The 18,999-nt window shown below is 66.2% G+C and carries 11 protein-coding genes; 4 read left to right on the top strand and 7 right to left on the bottom strand.

Annotation, left to right across the window (positions count from 1 at the left end; translation table 11 throughout):
* Positions 1-36: 36 nt before the first annotated feature.
* The 4 genes from CQ039_RS01645 (at position 37) to CQ039_RS01630 (ending at position 6,954) form a co-directional block, all read left to right on the top strand.
* On the top strand, positions 37-1,344 hold the full coding sequence (locus tag CQ039_RS01645) for a serine hydrolase (protein ID WP_105562142.1): 1,308 nt from the start codon (positions 37-39) through the stop codon (positions 1,342-1,344).
* Between the two features lie 78 nt (positions 1,345-1,422).
* Positions 1,423-1,749 carry a hypothetical protein gene (locus CQ039_RS01640; protein WP_105562141.1) on the top strand — a complete coding sequence of 109 codons (327 nt, stop codon included), beginning with the start codon at positions 1,423-1,425 and terminating at the stop codon, positions 1,747-1,749.
* 77 nt (positions 1,750-1,826) lie between these two features.
* Positions 1,827-5,219: a glycosyl hydrolase gene (locus tag CQ039_RS01635; protein WP_105562140.1), complete on the top strand. Its 3,393-nt coding sequence runs from the start codon at positions 1,827-1,829 to the stop codon at positions 5,217-5,219.
* Between the two features lie 109 nt (positions 5,220-5,328).
* The gene (locus CQ039_RS01630) at positions 5,329-6,954 is read left to right on the top strand and encodes an AMP-binding protein (protein WP_105562139.1); all 1,626 of its coding nucleotides are present in this window, start codon (positions 5,329-5,331) and stop codon (positions 6,952-6,954) included.
* A 12-nt stretch (positions 6,955-6,966) separates the two neighbouring features.
* Here CQ039_RS01630 and CQ039_RS01625 read toward each other — a convergent pair whose 3' ends face one another.
* The 7 genes from CQ039_RS01625 to CQ039_RS01595 all read right to left on the bottom strand — a co-directional run bounded on the left by CQ039_RS01625 (position 6,967) and on the right by CQ039_RS01595 (position 18,969).
* Positions 6,967-7,980, bottom strand: a complete 1,014-nt coding sequence (locus CQ039_RS01625; RefSeq protein WP_105562138.1) for an alpha/beta hydrolase — start codon at positions 7,978-7,980, stop codon at positions 6,967-6,969.
* Positions 7,981-8,095: 115 nt separating this feature from the next.
* Positions 8,096-9,898 carry an acyl-CoA dehydrogenase gene (locus CQ039_RS01620; protein ID WP_105562137.1) on the bottom strand — a complete coding sequence of 601 codons (1,803 nt, stop codon included), beginning with the start codon at positions 9,896-9,898 and terminating at the stop codon, positions 8,096-8,098.
* A 120-nt stretch (positions 9,899-10,018) separates the two neighbouring features.
* Complete coding sequence (locus CQ039_RS01615) at positions 10,019-12,322, bottom strand: TonB-dependent receptor (RefSeq protein ID WP_158255970.1); 2,304 nt, start codon at positions 12,320-12,322, stop codon at positions 10,019-10,021.
* Between the two features lie 267 nt (positions 12,323-12,589).
* Entirely contained in the window at positions 12,590-14,674 is a 2,085-nt protein-coding gene (locus tag CQ039_RS01610; protein WP_105562135.1) for a beta-galactosidase, read from the bottom strand.
* 81 nt (positions 14,675-14,755) lie between these two features.
* A complete protein-coding gene (locus CQ039_RS01605) occupies positions 14,756-16,162 on the bottom strand; it encodes an MFS transporter (protein ID WP_105562134.1) in 1,407 nt (468 codons plus the stop codon).
* Positions 16,163-16,246: 84 nt separating this feature from the next.
* Positions 16,247-17,182: a Gfo/Idh/MocA family protein gene (locus CQ039_RS01600; protein WP_105562133.1), complete on the bottom strand. Its 936-nt coding sequence runs from the start codon at positions 17,180-17,182 to the stop codon at positions 16,247-16,249.
* A complete protein-coding gene (locus CQ039_RS01595; RefSeq protein ID WP_105562132.1) occupies positions 17,179-18,969 on the bottom strand; it encodes an IlvD/Edd family dehydratase in 1,791 nt (596 codons plus the stop codon). The genes CQ039_RS01600 and CQ039_RS01595 overlap by 4 nt, the downstream gene beginning before the upstream one ends.
* Positions 18,970-18,999: the final 30 nt, after the last annotated feature.

The following is an 18,999-nucleotide window of genomic DNA, read 5'->3' as shown; positions in this document are numbered from 1 at the left end:
GCGCCTATGATAGCTTTGCTTTAGGGATGAAGACGGATGGATAGTCGACTCGCCATGCCTCGGCGCACAGTGCTCTCGATGGGCGCAGGCCTCGCCGCCGCCGCCTGCGCGCCTCTGGCGCCGATGGGATCACCCCGCACGTCCGAGGCCGTCCTGCGCAGATCCCCCCCGGAGGCTGTCGGCATGTCCTCGGCGGCGCTGAACGACATCAGGACAGCCCTCCAGCGCCATATCGACGCTAACGAAATCACAGGGGCGGTCACGGCGGTCGCCCGCCGCGGTCGCCTCATCTGGCTGGAAGCCCAGGGCGTTCGCGACGTCCAGACCCAGGCGGCCATGCGCGAGGACGACATCTTCCGCATGATGTCCTCCACCAAGCCGGTCACGGCTGTGGCGGTTCTGATGATGCTCGAGGAAGGCCGGCTGTCGCTCGACGACGAGGTCAGCCGCTTCATTCCGGAGTTTGTCGATACGCGGGTCGTCAGCCTCCCTGCCGGATCGGCCGACCCGGCGCAGGCGACCTTCGTCCCGGCGGCGCGGCCGATAAGAATCCGCGATCTTCTCACCCACACCTCCGGTCTGATGAGTTACGGCGACTTCCTCGCCCCGGGTCCCGGACAGATCGTCACCCCGATCGAGCGCCGGCCCGGCGACACCCTGGCCTCCTATGCGCCGCGCCTCGGCGGCGCGGCTCTCGACTTCCAGCCGGGCGCACGATGGCGCTATTCGCCCTTGGCCGGGTTCGACATCCTGCTGCGGATCGTCGAGATCGTCTCCGGTCAGACAGCCGATGTCTTCCTGCGGGAACGGGTGTTCGAGCCTCTAGACATGCGCGACACCGCTTTCAACATTCCCGACGAGAAGCGTCATCGACTGTTGAAACTCTACGCCCGAAAGAACGACGGTTGGGTCGAGGAACCGTCCATACTCGGCCCGGAAGAGCACCGGACCTATCTGAGCGGGGCGGGCGGACTTTTCAGCACCGCGCTCGACTTTCTGAAATTCGAGATGATGCTGACCCAGGGCGGGGCCTGGAATGGTCGCCGGCTGCTGAAAGCCGAAACGGTCGCCGTGATGTCGACCAACCAGGTCGGTCAAAAGTTCGCCGAATGGATCCCTCCAATCACCGCCGGGATGGGATTTGGACTGTCGGTCAGCGTCGTGCAGGACGAGTCCAAGGCCGATGGCCGCTCCAAAGGGGCGTTCGGCTGGGGCGGCGCCTATGGCACCGAGACCTGGGCGGATCCGGCCCTGGAAATCTCCGCCTGCCTGATGGTCCAGCAGGGCTCCCGAAACGCCAAGGCGGACCTGTCCAAAACGATCAGGACCGCCATCACGGCCTGACGCGGGGCCTTGCTTGCCCTTTACTGCAAACGTTGTCACATTCCTTTTCTCTCCCGTTTCAACTCCAGAGGACGCCTCGTGTTCACCAAGATTCTGACCCCTGCCATCGCCCTGAGCCTCGTCGCCGGCGCCGCCCTGGCCCAGACTGCTCCCGCCCCCGCCGCTCCCGCACCGGCGGCGACAACGGCGCGTCCGACGGTCGACTCGCCGATTGAAACCCTGGTGGCCAATCCCGAGACCAAGCCGATCATGGAGAAGCATTTCGCGGAGGTGCTGGCTCACCCGGCGTTCGAGCAGTTCAAGGGCATGACTCTGGGCCAGCTCGCTCCTCTGTCGGGAGGCCTCATCACCGAGGAGAAGATCGCGGCCGCCGCGACCGACATCAAGGCCCTCCCGGCTCACTGAACCGGCTGGCGGCGACCGCTTCGCGGCCGCCGCCCTATCGTGCGGGTTTCGCTCGCGCCTCGACGCAGAGCACGGATATGATTCAGGTCACGCGACGGTCCATCACCTCCAGCGCCTTATGGCTGATGTCCTCGACATCGGTTCTGGCGAGCCCCGTCCTGAACGAACGACGGACGCCTGTCCCCGTCGCCGGCCTGGTGGAGGGATTTCGAAGCCCTCCGCCAGCGGCCCGTCCGAGGGTCTGGTGGCATCGGATGAACGGCAACGTCACCGATGTCGGCGTCACACGAGATCTGGAATGGATGGCCCGGATCGGCGTCGGGGGTCTGCAGGCGTTCGACGTGTCCCTCGGCGTTCCCAAGGTCGTCGATCAGCCCCAGGCCTTCATGAGCGAAGCGTGGAAGACGAGTCTTCACCACGCTGTCAGCGAGTCGCAGCGTCTGGGCCTCGAATTCGGCGTCGCCTCGTCTCCCGGCTGGAGCGAAACAGGCGGCCCCTGGGTCACGCCTGACGACGCCATGAAGAAGCTCGCCTGGAGCGAAACCTTCGTCGACGGGGGGACCGTCAGGCCTCAGCTCGCGGCGCCGCCCAAGGTCACGGGCCCCTACCAGACGCGGCAAGCGCGTCACGACGGCGTCGCCGGCCCGGCGACCCACGCGGAACTCTATCGGGACGTCATGGTCCTCGCCTGTCCGGCGAACGCCCCCTCCCCCGCCCCCGACGCGCCCTCGGTCCGGACTATGAACGGAACCCCGATCGACCCGGCCCTTCTGTCGGACGCCGACCTCCACGCCGGTGCTGTCTTTCCCACCTTGGTGGACGATCAGCCCAACGGCGTTCTAATCGCGTACAAAACGCCCCGGACGGTCCGCTCGGCGACCGTCTTCGTCGAGGACGCCGCCACTCTCTACGAGCCCTCCTGGGTGACGCCCAAACTCCAGTCGAGCGAAGACGGCCAGGTCTGGACGGACATCGTCGACATCGTCCTGTCCCTCACCCCCTCCACGGTCAGCTTCGCGCCGGTGACCGCCGCGCATTTCCGCGTGCTCTTCCCGCCGATCCGCGACCGCCGCCCTTCCCACCATTTCCGCGCGCCCGGCGCGGCCGGGGCCTTCCTCATCGCCGGGCGGGGCGCGCCCAAGCCGGAAATCAAGCTCAGACAGCTCACCCTTTCGCCGGAAGCGCGCGTCCACCAGTTCGAGGCGAAGGCCGGCTATGCGCTCGCCCGGGATTATGGGGCCCTGGGATCGCCCTCGGGGGACGACGCGCCGTCCGGCGTCCCGATCGCCTCGATCCTCGACCTCAGCGATCGTCTGGACGCCGAGGGGCGGCTCGACTGGACGGCGCCGCCCGGACAGTGGCGCATCATCCGGTTCGGCTGGTCGCTCACCGGGGCGATCAACAACCCCGCGCCGGCGGAAGGCGTGGGTCTTGAGGCCGACAAGCTCGACGCCGCCGCCGTGCGACGCCATCTGGAGCACTATGTCGCCCTCTACGCCGACGCCCTGGGACCGGAAGCGATCGGCCGCAGCCTGGCGACGCTGGTGACCGACAGCATCGAGACCGGCGCCTCCAACTGGACGCCGGAGTTCGCCAGCCACTTCCGTCGGCTCAGGGGATATGATCCTCGCCCCTGGATGCTGACCGCAGCCGGGGTCGTCGTGGGATCACGCGCCGATAGCGACGCCTTCCTGTACGACTACCGCCGCACCATCGCCGACCTGCTCGTCGAGCAGCACTACGCCGAGGTCTCAAGGTTCGCCCATGAGAAGGGCCTGAAGCTGTACGGCGAAGCGCTGGAGAACGGCCGTCCCTCGCTGGGGGACGATCTGGCGATGCGTCGCCACGCGGATATTCCGATGGGCGCCCTGTGGGTCTACAACCGCGAACGCGGCCCGCAGCCCAACTTCCTCGCTGATCTCAAGGGCGCCGCCTCGGTCGCCCGGGTCTATGGCAAGACCCTGGTCGCCGCCGAGTCGCTCACCTCGGTGCTCGCCCCCTGGGCCTTCGCGCCGGCGGACCTGAAGCCGGTGATGGACCTGGCTTTCGCGATGGGCGTCAACCGTCCGGTGATCCACACCTCTGTTCACCAGCCGCTGGAGCGGGCCCCGGGGCTGACGCTCATGATCGTGGGGCAGCATTTCAACCGTCATGAGACCTGGGCCGAAATGGCCAGGCCCTGGATGGATTATCTGGCGCGCAGCAGCTTCCTGCTCCAGCAGGGACGGCCTGTGTCGGACGTCGCCTATTTCCATGGGGAGGACACGCCTCTGGTCATCCGGTTCGGCGACGGCCCCGTCGCCGATGCGCCCGATCGGTACGGGTTCGATTTCGTCAATGGCGAGATCGTCCGCGAACTCCGTGTGGTTCGAGGACGACTCTTCACGCCCGCGGGCGCGGACTATCGCGCCCTCTATCTCGGCGAAGGCGCACGAAGCATGACCTTGCCGACGCTTGAGGCGCTGGAGACCCTCGTTGACGCCGGCGCAGTGATTATCGGGCCGCCGCCCGAAGGCTCTCCCAGCCTCGCAGACGACGCCGGCCGGTATCAGGCCATCGCCCGCCGTCTGTGGGCGCATCCGGAGGTGACGTCGGTCGGCCGAGGCAAGGTCGTTCGCAGCCGCTCCATCGAAGGCGCATTGGCGGCCCTTCGCATCGCACCGGATTTCGACTGCGACGCGGAGCCCGGCGCCATCCTGCATCAGCACCGCACCCTGGAAGACGGCGACCTCTATTTCCTGTCCCATCGGCGCGCTGAACCCGCATCCGTCGAGGCGCGGTTCCGTGTCACCGGACGGCGTCCCAGCCTCTGGCGAGCGGACACGGGCGAAATCCAGCCGCTCCCTTTCCGACGCGACGGCGCACACACCGTCGTACGGCTCGATCTTGCGGCCGACGACGCCGTCTTCGTCGTCTTTGCGGAACGCGACAGCCGAAGGCGCCTGGACGCGGCCCCAGCGCCCGTCACAACCCCGCTGCTCACGATCGCGGGGCCGTGGGAGGCCCAGTTCCAGGCCGGGCGCGGCGCGCCGGATCGTCTCGCCATGGAGAGGCTGTCCGACCTCTCGACCTCGAAGGACGCAGGCGTCCGGTATTTTTCCGGGACCGCCACCTACAGGACGACATTCAACCTGACGGATGCGCCCTCCCCGCTCAGTCTCGACCTTGGCGCCATCGGGGACGTCGCCCAGGTCCTCGTCAATGGCCGCGACCTGGGCGTCGTCTGGAAGCCGCCCTATCGAGTCCCGCTGTCGGACGCGGTGCGGGCGGGCGAAAACAGCCTGGAAATCCGGGTCGCCAATCTGTGGGTCAATCGACTCATCGGCGACGCCCAGGCCGGGGCCGAAAAAATCGCCTTCACCACTGCGCCGACGTACGACGCCGCCGCGCCGCTGCGACCGTCCGGTCTGCTTGGACCGGTCCAGATCCTGCGTTCGGAAAAAGGGCCCATCCGCGCCTCCCGCCCATGATCCGCTGCCCGGCATGGCCCACGGGTGAACGCCGGGGCGTCCCGGGCGCAGCCTTCGAACGCCGGCGACAAGCGCCGGGCGTTCGAACAAGCCCCTGAATGGAGACCCAATGACTGATTATCGTCACGCTCACGCGACCTTCGAACTCACGGCGGTCGCCCAGCGCTTCGCCGGCGATCTGGAGCAGGGCGTCAACGCCTGTGTCGAATGCTGCGACAGGCATCCGCAAGCGGCGCCGGCCCTGCATTGGGAGAACGCCGAAGGGGCCAGCGGCGCAATGACGTTCGCGGAGCTGCGCGCGTCGGCCGCCCGGTTCGCCAATCTGCTCGTCGATCTCGGGGTGAAGCCCGGAGACGTCGTGGCCGGACTGTTGCCGCGCGCGCCGGAACTGCTCGTCACCATTCTGGGAACCTGGCGCGCCGGTGCTGTCTATCAACCGCTGTTCACAGCCTTTGGGCCCAAGGCCATCACCCACCGGCTTGATCTGTCACAGGCGCGGGTCGTGGTCACCGACCTGACAAATCGGGCCAAGGTCGAGACCCTGCCCCAAGGCGCGACTGTCGTGGTTGTCAATGGAGGCTCTGAAGCCGAAACGGCCGACGGCGACCTCGACTTTAAGGAGGCTCTTGCCCGACAGCCCGATGCTTTCGATCCAGTCCTGCGCCGGGGCTCTGACGGCCTGATGATGATGGCGACCTCGGGCACCACAGGCTTGCCGAAAGCCGTGATGGTGCCCTTGAGAGCCCTGGCCGCCTTCGACGTCTATATGCGCGAGGCCGTCGATCTTCGTCCTGACGACCGGTTCTGGAACATCGCCGATCCCGGCTGGGCCTATGGACTCTATTATGCCGTCGCGGGACCCCTGCTTCTCGGATGCGCCACCCGCTTCCTTGACGGTCCTTTCACGGCCGAACGCGCCTATGACTTCATCCGCCGCACCGGCGTCACCAACCTGGCCGGTTCTCCTACGGCCTTCCGTCTCATGATGACGGCCGAAGACGCCGCCGCTGCCATCCGGGGCCAGCTCAGGGTCGTCTCCAGCGCGGGCGAGCCTTTGACGCCCGCCGTGATCGAGTGGTTCGGCCGCCATCTCGACGTCCCCATCTTCGACCACTACGGCCAGACCGAGACCGGGATGGTGGTCAACAATCATCATGGGCTCGCCCACCCGGTTCGGCCCGGCTCGGCCGGTTTCGCCATGCCGGGCTACCGGGTCGTGGTCCTGGACGAGACGGGGAATCCGGCTCCGGCGGACACACCGGGCGACTTGGCCGTGGACGTGGCCGCGTCTCCCCTGATGTTTTTCCCTGGCTATTGGAATCACCCGACAGAAGCGATCTCAAACGGCTTCTACCGGACCGGCGACACCGTCGAGATGGACGCAGAAGGCCGCGTCACATTCGTCGGCCGGTCCGACGACGTGATCACCTCCTCCGGATATCGCATCGGCCCCTTCGATGTCGAAAGCGCCCTGGCGGAGCATCCGGACGTTCTGGACTGCGCGGTCATCGGCGTTCCCGATCCGCAGCGAACCGAGATCGTCAAGGCCTTCATCGTCCTGAAGCCCGGCCGGACCGCCAGCGATGCGCTGGCCGAAACGCTCCGCAGCCTTGTCAAAACCCGCTTGTCCGCCCACGCCTATCCGCGCGAGATCGCGTTCGTTCAGGACCTGCCCAAGACCCCCAGTGGAAAGGTCCAACGCTTTCTGCTGCGCCAGCAATCGCGCGAGGACTAGGGGGATCGTGCGCTAGTCGGAGGTCGTGCGTTCGGCCAACAGACCGCGAGAGCCCATCCAGCGGATAAAGGCGTCGAACCAGCCGTCGCTGGACGCGCCTTGCTGACGCATACCGAAGCCATGCCCCCCGCGCTCATAGAGATGGAGCTCGGCGGGGGCTCCGGCGGCCGTCCAGGCCGCGTAGGTGTCCTGGGCCGGGCGAACGCCCTGCAAGGGATCGTCGGCGGCCATGGCGATGAAGGCAGGCGGGGCGCCCGTCGGGATCGGGCGGTCGTAGTTGCCGTAGACGAGACCCACGAAGTCGGGGCGGGCCCCCGTCGAACCGCTGACGAGATCCGTGATGGCGATCGCTCCCGCCGAGAAGCCGAGGATGCCGACGCGCTTCGGGTCCACGCCCCACTCGTTCGCTCGCTCGCGCACGAGCTTCAGGGCTTGAGCCTGGTCCGCCTCGGCGAAGGCCTGGCCCTTGAAGGGCGACTGGAACGGGGTCTGGCGGCTATCGACCTTCTTGGCTCGGACATAGGCCGTGATACGGGCGACCGCCTCGGCGGCGAACGCGGCGCGATCCTCCGACATCACGTCTGTGCGGTACTTCAACACGAAGGCGGTGACGCCGCGCGCGGCCAGGGCGCGCGCGACGGCCTCCCCTTCGTTCTCGATGGCCAACAGCATGAATCCGCCGCCCGGGGCGACGATGACGGCCGCGCCGGTCGCTGTTCCGGGCGCGGGCAGGTACGGCGTCAAGGTCGGGACCGTGACGTTTCGAATCTGCGCATCGCCGGGCGCGCCGAAAGCGATTTCCGCGGTCGTGGGCCTCATGTTCGGATAGAGGGGCGCTGGCGCGCCTGTCGTGACGGCGTTCTGGACCGGCGTGTTCTCGGGCGCCGCGCTCTGGGCGACGACGGCCGCCGGCCTCGCCGATGCGACGGCAGACGATACGGGTCCCAGCACCAGACCCGCCGCGACAGCGCTGACGAGCAGCGCGCGACGGGATCCGGATCGAGGCGAGAACAGGGGATCGATCATGACTTGGTCCTTGGCAAATGACAGGGGAGCCGCTGTCTTGAAGTGGTTCGACTGGACATCGCGGCGACGGCGCCGACCTATCCAGCCTGGTGCATGAATGCGGGATGCGCCCAGACTAGAACCAGGCGTCGCGCATGGCGAAGGCGGCGTCATCGCCGCTTTCGACGAGATCGAACAGGAGGTCGACCTTGGGCAATTCCCACCGGAAGAAGTAGCGGGCCGCCTGGCGTTTGCCCTCATAGAAGTCCCCGACCTTGTCGGCGCAGGCCAGGCCCATCTCGAGCCAGGTCCAGGCAATGACGACATGGCCCGCCGCCTCCAGATAGGCCGAGGCGTTGGCGAGGGCGCGATCGGGGTCCCGAGCCTTCCACGCCGACGCGGCGGCCTGTCCGAGCCGCGCATTTGCCCGGCCAAGGGCGCGGCCGAGGAGGTGAAACTCGCCGTCGGCGGCCGCCTGAGCCGTCGCGTCGATCAGACGCTGGAGGCGCCTTAGCCCAGCCCCGTCCTGCATGACGACCTTGCGACCGAGAAGGTCGAGTCCCTGAACCCCATGGGTGCCCTCGTGGATCGGGTTCAATCGGTTGTCGCGGTAGAACTGTTCGACCGGGTAGTCGCGGGTGTAGCCGGAGCCGCCCAGAACCTGAATGGCCAGGCTGTTGGCTTCAAGGCACCATTGCGACGGCCAGCTCTTGGCGATCGGCGTGAGCATGTCGAGCAGAAGGCGGGCGTCGGCCCGGGCCTCCGGGTCCACGCCCGTGGCCTCGTCGTCGGTCAGGCGCGCGCAGTACAGGTTCAGCGCCAAGGCGCCTTCCGCATAGGCCTTCTGCGCCAGCAGCATCCTGCGGACATCCGCGTGGGCGATGATCGGCGCCTGAGGCGTCTCCGGCGCCTTGGCCGACGCCGGCCGCCCTTGCGGACGGTGGCGGGCGTAATCAAGGGCGTGGAGATAGCCGGTGACGCCGAGCGCCGCCGCACTGAGACCCACGCCGATCCGCGCCTCATTCATCATGTGGAACATGGCGGCGAGGCCCTGGTTGGCTTCGCCGACCAGCCAGCCGACGGCTCCTGCCCGGTCGCCGGGCCGGTAGGCCCCTTCTCCGAAGTTCAGCAGCGTGTTCGTCGTGCCCCTGTAGCCCATCTTGTGATTGAGCCCCGCCAGGACGACGTCGTTGCGCGCATCGGGATCGCCATTCTCATTCAGGAGGTGCTTGGGGACGACGAACAGGGAAATCCCGCGCACGCCCGCAGGAGCCCCGTCCATTCGCGCCAGCACCATGTGGACGATGGTTTCCGAAAGGTCGTGATCGCCGCCGGAAATCCACATCTTGGTTCCGTACAGGCGGTAGCTTCCATCGTCCTGGAGCTCCGCGCGGGTACGGATGTCCCCGAGCGACGATCCTGCCTGGGGCTCCGACAGACACATGGTGCCGAAGAAGCGTCCCTCAAGCATGGGTCGAACGAAGGCGTCGATCTGGTCGGGCGTGCCGTGCGCCTTCAGAAGGTTGGCCGCTCCCAGCGTCAGGAACGGATAGGCGGTTGTGGCGATGTTGGCCGCCTGGAACCAGGCGAAGGCGGCGCGCTCAATGACGTTCGGAAGCTGCAACCCGCCCAGCGCGTAGTCCTGGGCTCCGGAGAAAAAGCCGGCGTCGCTGAACACGTCCAGGGCCGCGGCGACCTCGGGGATCATCTTGACCCGACCGTCCTCGAAGGTCGGCTCCGACATATCCGCCTTGCGATTGTGCGGTGCGAAATGATCTGCCGCGATCCTCGCTGCGGTATCGAGGACGCCATCGAGCGTGGCCCGGTCCAGATCGGCGAACCGCGGCCGAGACAAGATGGCCTCCACATTCAACCACTCATAGAGCACGAAATCGAGGTCGCGTTTCGAGAGCAGGCGCGAAGTTTCCAGGCTCGCCATCAGTCAAATTCCATTCAGGGCCAGGCGGGCTCGGAGCCGAGCCCGCGCGACCAGGATCATGAAGCGACGGCCGACCTTGGGGTCGACCGCCGCGTCTGTGCATCGATAGGCCGTACGGACCTAGAAGCGAGCGTCGAAGGACAGGCCGATATTGCGACGCCAATCGATGCTTGGCGCAGCATAGTAGGACTGTCGGGCTCCGCCATTGAAGACGCTGACGGCGTCGGCGACGGTGTAGGGATAGGTATTGTCCAGCAGGTTGCGTCCGTAGACGCTCAGGCCATAGCGGCCATCTTCCGTACGCACGCCGATCCGCCCGCCCAGGAGATAGGAATCGCGTGTCCGGGTGAACGCGTCCGGCGTGGAACTGTGATCAAAGGACGACTGATAAGTCAGATCCGCCTGGACGAAACCTTCCCAACCCCCTCCGATCGACCGGGTGTATTCGCCGTTCACAAGGCCGCGCCATTTGGGTGTGTTGGCCAACTGGTCCGTCGGGGCGGTGGTCCCCGCGGCTGAGCAGGCGCCGACGCCCGGGCTCTGACGCTGGTTGCACGCCACGACGAAATCCGAGGCATAGGAGGCGTCGTTGTATATCAGGCCGACGTTGAGGGTGAGCCCGTCCAGGGGACGCGTGTAGAGGTTGACGTCGACGCCCTTGGTGATGATGTGCGGCGCATTGCCCTGGAAGAAGCCGGCCACGGGGTTGGTCGCGGTTGGCGGCTGATAGACGGGCGTCTGAAAGTCATCGACCTTGGTGTGGAAGGCGGAGACCGTGGCGAGCACTCGACCATCGAGGAAGGCGCCCTTCAGTCCAGCCTCGACGTTGAGCGGGATTTCCGGCCGGATCACCGCCGACAGTCCCGACGGCGCGCCCTGATCATTCACGGCGGCGCCCTTGTAGCCGCGCGCCACGCTGAGATAGGTCATCAGGGTGTCGGACCAGTCGTACTGGGCCCCCACTCGCCAGGACCAGTTCTTCGTTTCCACGGTCTCGTCGAGCGCGGTGATGGCGTTGGAGAAGCCCGGGACGAACAGGAACCCGTAGGTGCTCGCCAGCTCGGCGGCTCCGGCAGATTCAACGTCGGCGTCGAGGGTTTCGTTGGTGTAACGGGCGCCCCCGATCAAGGAGAACCGGTCCGTCAGATGGTAGGTCGCCTGGCCGTAGGCGGCGTAGGATTCCTGGGTGTAGCCGACCCGGATGACGCGTCCCGTCTTCAGCGGAGGCGGCAACAGGCCCAGCGTCCCCGCCTGGACGACCTGATCGCGGGAATCGGAGTCGGAGTAGAACAGACCCGCGACATATTCGAGCCGCTCTCCGGCCGGCGACACCAGCTTGAACTCCTGGGTGAAGCTCGAATAGTCGGTCGAGGAGATGTTGGTGCTGAGGATGTCCAGATTGATGAAGTCGCTGTCGCCCCCGGGGCCTTTCAGACCGAAATCGCCGATCTCGAGGTTACGCTGGGCGGTGATCGACGAGACCGTGAAGCCATTGGCGAAGCGGTAGTCCACCTGGCCGGCGTAACCATAGCGGGTCGATTCCAGAGCCTGCCTCGATACGGCTTCCGAACAATTGAGAATGTTGGACGGGCTGGCGACAATCCCGCAGGCCGCGAGACGACCTTCGAGAGGGGTGCCGGGGCCGACGCGGTTGAAGGCGGCGTTCAGGACGCCGCCATTGCCCGAATATTCCCAGTCCCCTGACAGGTTGATGCTGAGGGCGTCGGTCGGCTCCCAGAGGAGCCGCGCCCGACCGCCATAGGCTTCCGTATAGTTCCGCGCGCCCGTCAAGGAGTTCCGCAGAAGCGTGTCCTGGCGGCCGTTGTGAAGGCCGACGCGAACCGCCGCAGTGCTGGCGATCGGGACGTTCACGGTCAGGCGCTCACGCTCGTAGTTGTTCTCACCGTAATCGATGTGGCCGATCACCTCGAACGCCGCGGGATCGGGCGCCGCAGTCGTGATGTTGACCACGCCAGCGGAGGCGTTTTTGCCGAAGAGCATGCCCTGGGGGCCGCTCAGGACCTCGACGCGCTGGATATCGAACAGGTTCCCGATCGCGGCGCGGCCCATGACCACGCCATCGACCACGACCGACACAGCCGCCTCGGAAGACCGCGACACGCCCGTTGTCTGAACGCCGCGGACGGACAGGGCGCCGCCGGCCCCGTTGAGCGCCGGCACGGCGCGGGACAGGTCCGCAAGGGTCGTGATGTTCTGCCGATCGAGTTGCTCCGAACTCACGACATTGACGGAAACAGGCACGTCCAGGATCCGTTGCTCCCGACGCTGGGCGGTGACGATCACGTCTCCCAAGCTCGTCGCCTCCTTGGACGGCTCCTGGGCGGGTGCGGTTTGCGCGGCGGCAGGCATGGCGATCGCGGCCAGGCTGCAGGTCGTCAAAAGCAGGCGAATAGGCGTCCTCATCGTCTCACTCCCATCTTTTTGATCGTCGACCGCCAAGGTGGAGGCCGCGTCTCCTCTTGGCCTGAGCCGGGAGCCCGATTCACTTACAAGCAACACAGCTTGGAAGATAGCGACAGCCGCCTGTACTGGCGTCGCAGAACCGCGGGTGAGGCATTTCGACAACGTTTTCATGACTCCACCCCTCCCCCGGGCGGCCACGAGTTTCCGCAGTTTCCCGGCCAACCAAGCCCTTGGTCGACCGCCCAGGGTTGCGCCGGGCGGTCCCGGCTAGGCTTGGGTCCTGAGCATTCGCCCGCCGAAGGGGGCAAGCGTCACCACTTCCCCATTCACCTCAACCTCTGCGCTTTCGGCGGTCGTGTTCTCGATGAAGGTCAGCACCCGGCCCGGCCCGCTGCGCGTCGTGATTTCCACGCCGGGGGTCGGACGGGCGGTGACCGGATGGACGCCCACGCTCTTGAAGAGGGGGGCAAAGAGACGATCGACCAGCGGATGGGTCAGGTAGGTGCCCACGTAGATCACAGCCCCTTCCCCGACCCGACGCCGGGTCACCGCCGGCTTGCCCTGAAGGAACCGCGTATCCCAATGGGCGATGACCTCCGTGTCGGGTCCCGGCTCCAGAACCTCATAGCCATGGGTCGCCACCACCGGCTCCCCTTCAGCGAAACGCAGCCCGTGGACCCGCCGGGTGGATTCGGCCGCCAGGCCTTCGCTGACCTTTTCGATCTGGAATACGGGTCCCGAGAGGATGGATTTGGCTCCAGGCGCCGGAAGCCGCCCGAACTCCGAGACGGTCAGGCCCGCAAGTTCCGCCAGCCCCCCCGGCGCCGTGGTCGTCAGGACGTGGTTGCGCCGGTCCCGCGTTGCGCTGCGGGCGCCGATCACAAGGACGCCGCCCTTTTCCACGAACCGGTTGAGGGACGCCGTCCAGCGCTCGTCCCAGACGGCCAGATGGGGAATGAAGGCGACCTTGGCGCGCGACAGGTCGTCGCCCGGAGCCGCAAAGCCGCACCGGATATTCCGCGAATAGGCGTAGTGATGAAGCGGCAGGGCCAGCTCGATCAGGCTCGGAAGTCCCAGAGAAAAAGTGGACTGGGCGAGTTCGTTTTCCCAGTCCGCCGCCAGGATGACGACGTCCTGATCAACGCTCGTTCCCAGCACATCTCTTCGGATCGACTTCAGTTCAGCGATCGTCTCCACCAGTTCGTGATAGCGTCGGCGCGGCTTGCGGTCGTGATCGAGGACCCCCATCCAGTAGGCCTCGGCGCCGAACCTCGCTGTGGTCCATCGGAACCAGATCACGCCATCGGCGCCGCGGGCGACCGATGAGAGAGTGAACCGCCGTAGTTCGCCGGGCTCAGGGACAGACGTCGCCAGGCCGGGATGCGCGCCTCCGCCCTGCTGGAGCTCGGGAATAATGAAGTTGCCGCACCATCCCCTGAAGGCGTCGAGTTGCATGGCCTGGGTATAGCCGAGACCGATCTTGGTGAACTCATCGCGCAGCAGAGGGTAGAGGTCCGTCCCCATGAAATCGACGTCGGAGCCGAACGCCCGCAGGTCGATGTCATTGAGGCGACCGATGTTGTGGAAGATGAACCATCGGGGCGTCGCCGCTCGCAGAATCTCGACCTGGTCTATCTGGAAGTCACGCGTCGCATCGGCGAGGAAACGCCGGTAGTCGAGCATGTGCGAGGGGTCCGCAGCCGCCGGCCTGTTGTCGACCGGCGTCTCGATCTGTTCAAAATGATTATAGGTCCGGTTCCAGAAAACACTGCCCCAGGCTTCGTTAAGCGCGCCGATATCGTCCCCGTAGCGACGCCTCAACCAGGTGCGGAACGCGGCCTGGGCGGCCACCGAATGGGTTTCAGAAAAATGAGTGTTCAGCTCGTTGTCGGTCTGCCAGCCGACGACGTGGGGATGGTCCCTGTAGTGGTCCGCGAGGGCCTGGGTGATCCGTCGACTATAGTCCCGATAGACTGGATGGGTGACGTCGCAATGCTGGCGCGACCCGTGTCGAAGCGGGACGCCGGCGGCGTCCGCCCTGAGGATCTCCGGGTGACGTTCGGTCAGCCAGCGCGGCGGCGTGGCCGTCGGGGTGCAGAAGATCGTATCAATGCCCCGGGCGGCGAAGACGGCGATCGCGTCGTCGAACAGGGTGAAGTCAAAGCGACCTTCCGACGGTTCGATCACATTCCAGGCGAACTCGCCCACCCGGATGGTCTCGATGCCGGCCTGCGCCATCAGGTCCGCGTCCTCCGGCCAGACGTCCCGGGGTTCCTGCTCGGGATAGTGGCAGACGCCGATGAGGAAGCGGTCGAGGGCGAGCGGTCGCCAGGGAATGGAGGTGTCGGTCACTGAGGTCTCCGCGAACGGGCGTGGGCTCGGGCCGCGCGAGTCTCGCTGCGGTCCTGGAGGTGAAAGAGGGACGTCGGCGCGTCAGCCCAGAGGCTGATCGCTCGATGACGGGACGCGTCCGCCGCGCGGACGGGGGTCCGAAAGTCTGGACTTGCGCCAGTCGATGACGCGAACGATGCGGCCGTGAACCGAGCCCGTGAGCGGATAGGCCCAGATGACGGCTATGCTTCCGAGGAAGAGCAGCATCGGACCCAGGCCATACAGCAGCACGATGCCGCGCAAGGTCTCAGGGGTCTGCGCCTGGTTCGGAGTATAGCCCACGACGTCAAGAAGCACGCCGATCAGGCCCGTCCCCAGCCCCAGCGCGACCTTCTGTGAAAAGGCGATCAGCCCGAACAACGGACCTTCGGCGCGTGTCCCGGTCCGCCATTCCCCGAACTCGACCGTGTCGGGGATCATGGACCAGAAGGTGAGGATGAAGGCGGAGTTGCCCACCCCGATCGCAACGAGCGCGCCCCACAACAGCACGCCCCCGCGCGGGGCAAAGGCGAGGATCACGCCGAAGGCGACGACATTGATCATGGCCCCGGCGAGCCAGACGGCTCGCTTGCTGAAGCGCCGGGCGACCAACATCCAAGGGATCATCGCCAGGGCCGCCGCCCCCAGCCCGACAACGAGGGCGAGGGTCACGGCGGCTTCCGAGCCCACCCAGTATTTGATGTAATAGATCACGGCCTTGCCGGCCATTGTGTAGCCGGTCGCGCCCAGGGCTGTGGCGGCGAACAGAAGCAGGAAGGGCCTGTTGACGGCCATGGCGGCGAACATGTCCCGGAACCGGATAGGGGCATGCTCAGCTTCGACAACCTCTTCCCGGGTAGAGGCGAAACAGATGAGAAGCACCGCCGCAGCGACGACCGAATAGACAATGCTGAGGATGAAGAACCCGGTCTGGCCACCGCCAAAGGCCGCCGAAAGAGGCAAGGTCAAGGCGGCCAGGACAACGCCGCAGGCGATGGCGAACAGCATTCGGGTGGCCGCGAGCGCGCCCCGCTGGTTCGTGTCCCGCGTCATCTGCGCCGACAAGGCGATGTAGGGGATGTTCACCACGGTGAAGAGGGTTCGGTAGATCAGATGGGTGATGAAGCAGTAGGCGACCAGCGCCGCGCCCGTCAGGCCGACCGGCATGAACATCGCGATGACCGAAAGCCCCAGGGGCACCGCGCCGAAGAGAAGGAACGGCCGGTAACGTCCCCAGCGAGAGCGTGACCGATTGGCGAGGATGCCGATGATCGGATCGGAGATCCCCTCCCAGATCAAGGCGGCCATGATGATCAGCCCCGCCGTGCCCGGATGGATCTCGAGCACGTCGGTGTAGAAATAGAGCAGGAACAGCGAGCAGAAGGTGAAGCTCAGGTTGAAGGCGAAATCGCCGGCCCCATAGCCTATGACCCTGCCAAGGCCGAGCTTTCCGGGTGTCTGTTTGGACATGGTCAGGACTCCTGAGGACTGGAGATCGAAGGGATGCGGCTCTTCCAGAGGGGCTCGATCATGGACAAGAACCCTGGCGGTTGATCACTCGACAAAATCGGCCGCCTTGCTTTGCTCGCCGATGAGAAAGGCGTCAGCGGTAAGAGCAAGCGGTGAGAGATCGACGTCGGACATTCTCGTCGCGATCAGTTCCGCGAACCTCCGGTAGACTGCCTCATATTCGCGCACCGGCGCGAGATTCTGGTTGAGACCGTCAATGGTCAGGACTGCGCCGCCCTGCTCCAGCGTGAGCCGGCCAAGATCGGTCGCCGCCTCGATGGTCCAGGTCTGGACCCCGGTCTGAAGAAAGTCGAAATCAGCGGTCCATCGCGTCATGTCCCCGGCCGCACCCGTGAGGCTCGCGGCGATCGGCGTCTGGCGGTTGCCAGGAATTGACAGTCGCGCGGCGGTCACGACCAGGGGATGAGGCAGGATGCGGGACAGGATGGAAAGCGCATTGACGCCCGGATCGAAGACCCCCAGCCCGCCCGGGCGCCAGATCCAGTCCTGACCAGGATGCCAGCGGCGAACGTCTTCTCGCCAGACCACATCGACGCTCGTGATCCGCCTGTCCGCCAACCATTCGGCGGCTGGGGCGACACCGGCGGCGAACTGCGAGTGCCAGGCGGCGAAGAGGGTGACGCCAGATTCCATGGCGAGCCGGCGCAGGGCCTCGACCTCTTGAACCGTGGCTCCCGGCGGCTTCTCAAGCAGGACATGCTTGCCTGCGCGGAGCGCCTGCGCGGCCAGTGAGAACCGGACTTGCGGCGGCGTGTTGATCGATACGGCGTCGACGCCGGCTTCCAGAAGCGCGTCGAGACTTTCGAAGCGGCGCACCTCGGCCATCCGGCTGTGAGGCGACACGCCGCCGACGAGGGCGAACCCGGGATCCCTTCGGATGGCCGGAACATGCTCGTCGGCGGAGATCTTTCCAAGACCGACGAGGCCTAGCCGCACGGGGCTCGAGGGAGCGGCGGTCAATGGTTGTCCCTCGGGACGCCGAAGGTCTGATCGACCTTCTGAAAACTCTCGGCCCCTTCGAGAATGGCTCCGGTGCTCAGCGGGCCGACATGCGACCGGTGGAGGGCCTGCCATGGCGTCTGGGAAGCGGGATAGGCATATCCGCCTTCGCTTTCCAGCCTGGAGCGGCGCACCGCCAGTTCGTCCGTCGAAAGGAGGACGTCGACCCGGCCGAGCGTGAGATCAACGCGGATGCGATCGCCATCGCGCAACAAGGCGAGGCCGCCGCCCGCCGCAGCTTCGGGCGAGGCATTCAGGATGGAGGGCGAGCCCGATGTGCCCGACTGACGACCATCCCCGATGCAGGGCATGGCATGGACGCCGGCACGGATGAGATAGTCGGGCGGCTGCATGTTCACCACCTCGGCTGCGCCGGGGAAGCCGATGGGACCGGCGCCGCGCATGACCAGGATGTCCCTGTCGGTGATGCCGAGCGCAGGATCATTGATCCGGCCGTGATAATCCTCCGGCCCGTCGAAGACGAAGGCCCGCCCTTCGAAGGCTCCGGGATTCTCAGGATCAGAGAGATAACGGTCCTGAAACTCGGGAGAAATCACGCTCGTCTTCATGATCGCGCTGTCAAACAGGTTCCCGGAAAGGACAAGGAAACCGGCCCGGTCCTTGAGCGGGGCGTCGACGGTGCGGATCACGTCTGGCAGGGCGACCGACACGCCGCGGCAGTTGTCGCCCAGGCTCCGACCGTTCGCCGTCAGCGCGTCTTCCCGGATCAAACCGGCCCGCATCAGCTCAGACACCACTGCGGGAACGCCGCCCGCCTGATGAAAGTCCTCGCCCAGATAGGCGCCTGCGGGCTGCATGTTGACCAGCAAGGGCACGTCGTATCCGACAGACTGCCAGGTCTCGAGGGGCAGATCGACACCGGCATGCCGCGCGATGGCGGCCAGATGGATAGGCGCGTTGCTGGAACCGCCCAGGGCGGAGTTGACGACGATGGCGTTGTGGAAGGCGTCTAGCGTCAGGATTTGGGAGGGCCTCAGATCCTCCTGCACCATCTCGACGATGCGCGCGCCCGTTCTGAACGCCATTTGACTGCGCTCGCGATAAGGGGCTGGTATCGCGGCCGATCCCGGCAACTGCATGCCCAGCACCTCGGCCAGCGAATTCATGGTCGTCGCTGTACCCATCGTGTTGCAGAATCCCGGCGACGGCGCTGAACTCGCGACCAGTTCGAGGAACCGCGGGAAGTCGATTTCGCCTGCGGCCAACATCTGACGTGCACGCCACACGATGGTGCCAGATCCGGTCCGCTCGCCCTGGAACCATCCGTTCAGCATCGGTCCGACGGAAAGCGCGATGGCGGGGATATCCACGGTGGCGGCCGCCATCAGGGCGGCGGGCGTGGTCTTGTCGCATCCTATGGTGAGGACGACCCCGTCCAGCGGATAGCCGTAAAGACACTCCGTCAGGGAGAGATAGGCCAGGTTCCTGTCGAGGCCGGCCGTCGGCCGCTTGCCCGTTTCCTGGACGGGATGGATCGGGAACTCGATCGGCACGCCGCCAGCCTGTCGGATGCCGTCCCGAACCCGCTTGGCCAGTTCGATGTGGTGACGATTGCAGGGCGCAAGATCGCTGCCCGTCTGGGCGATGCCGATGATCGGCCGGCCCGACTGGAGTTCCTCCGGGGTTAGGCCGTAGTTGAGATACCAGCCGAGATACAGAGCGGTCATGTCGGGGTTCGACGGATTGTCGAACCAGGCTTGCGAGCGCAGGCGGCGACCGACGGTCATGAGCGTTCCGCTCTCATCGCTTGGCCGACG

It is taken from the genome of Brevundimonas sp. MYb52, from assembly GCF_002979535.1.
Taxonomy (GTDB): Bacteria; Pseudomonadota; Alphaproteobacteria; order Caulobacterales; family Caulobacteraceae; genus Brevundimonas.
Note: the sequence above shows the minus strand (reverse complement) of the source record. Positions and strands in the feature narration are given on the sequence as shown.

Excerpts from the sequence above, each read along its gene's own strand:
- CQ039_RS01635 (WP_105562140.1), top strand. The coding sequence starts at position 1,827 with ATGATTCAGGTCACGCGACGGTCCATCACCTCCAGCGCCTTATGGCTG.
- CQ039_RS01625 (WP_105562138.1), bottom strand. The coding sequence starts at position 7,980 with ATGATCGATCCCCTGTTCTCGCCTCGATCCGGATCCCGTCGCGCGCTG.
- CQ039_RS01620 (WP_105562137.1), bottom strand. The coding sequence starts at position 9,898 with ATGGCGAGCCTGGAAACTTCGCGCCTGCTCTCGAAACGCGACCTCGAT.
- CQ039_RS01605 (WP_105562134.1), bottom strand. The coding sequence starts at position 16,162 with ATGTCCAAACAGACACCCGGAAAGCTCGGCCTTGGCAGGGTCATAGGC.
- CQ039_RS01595 (WP_105562132.1), bottom strand. The coding sequence starts at position 18,969 with ATGACCGTCGGTCGCCGCCTGCGCTCGCAAGCCTGGTTCGACAATCCG.
- CQ039_RS01615 (WP_158255970.1), bottom strand. The coding sequence starts at position 12,322 with ATGAGGACGCCTATTCGCCTGCTTTTGACGACCTGCAGCCTGGCCGCG.
- CQ039_RS01645 (WP_105562142.1), top strand. The coding sequence starts at position 37 with ATGGATAGTCGACTCGCCATGCCTCGGCGCACAGTGCTCTCGATGGGC.
- CQ039_RS01630 (WP_105562139.1), top strand. The coding sequence starts at position 5,329 with ATGACTGATTATCGTCACGCTCACGCGACCTTCGAACTCACGGCGGTC.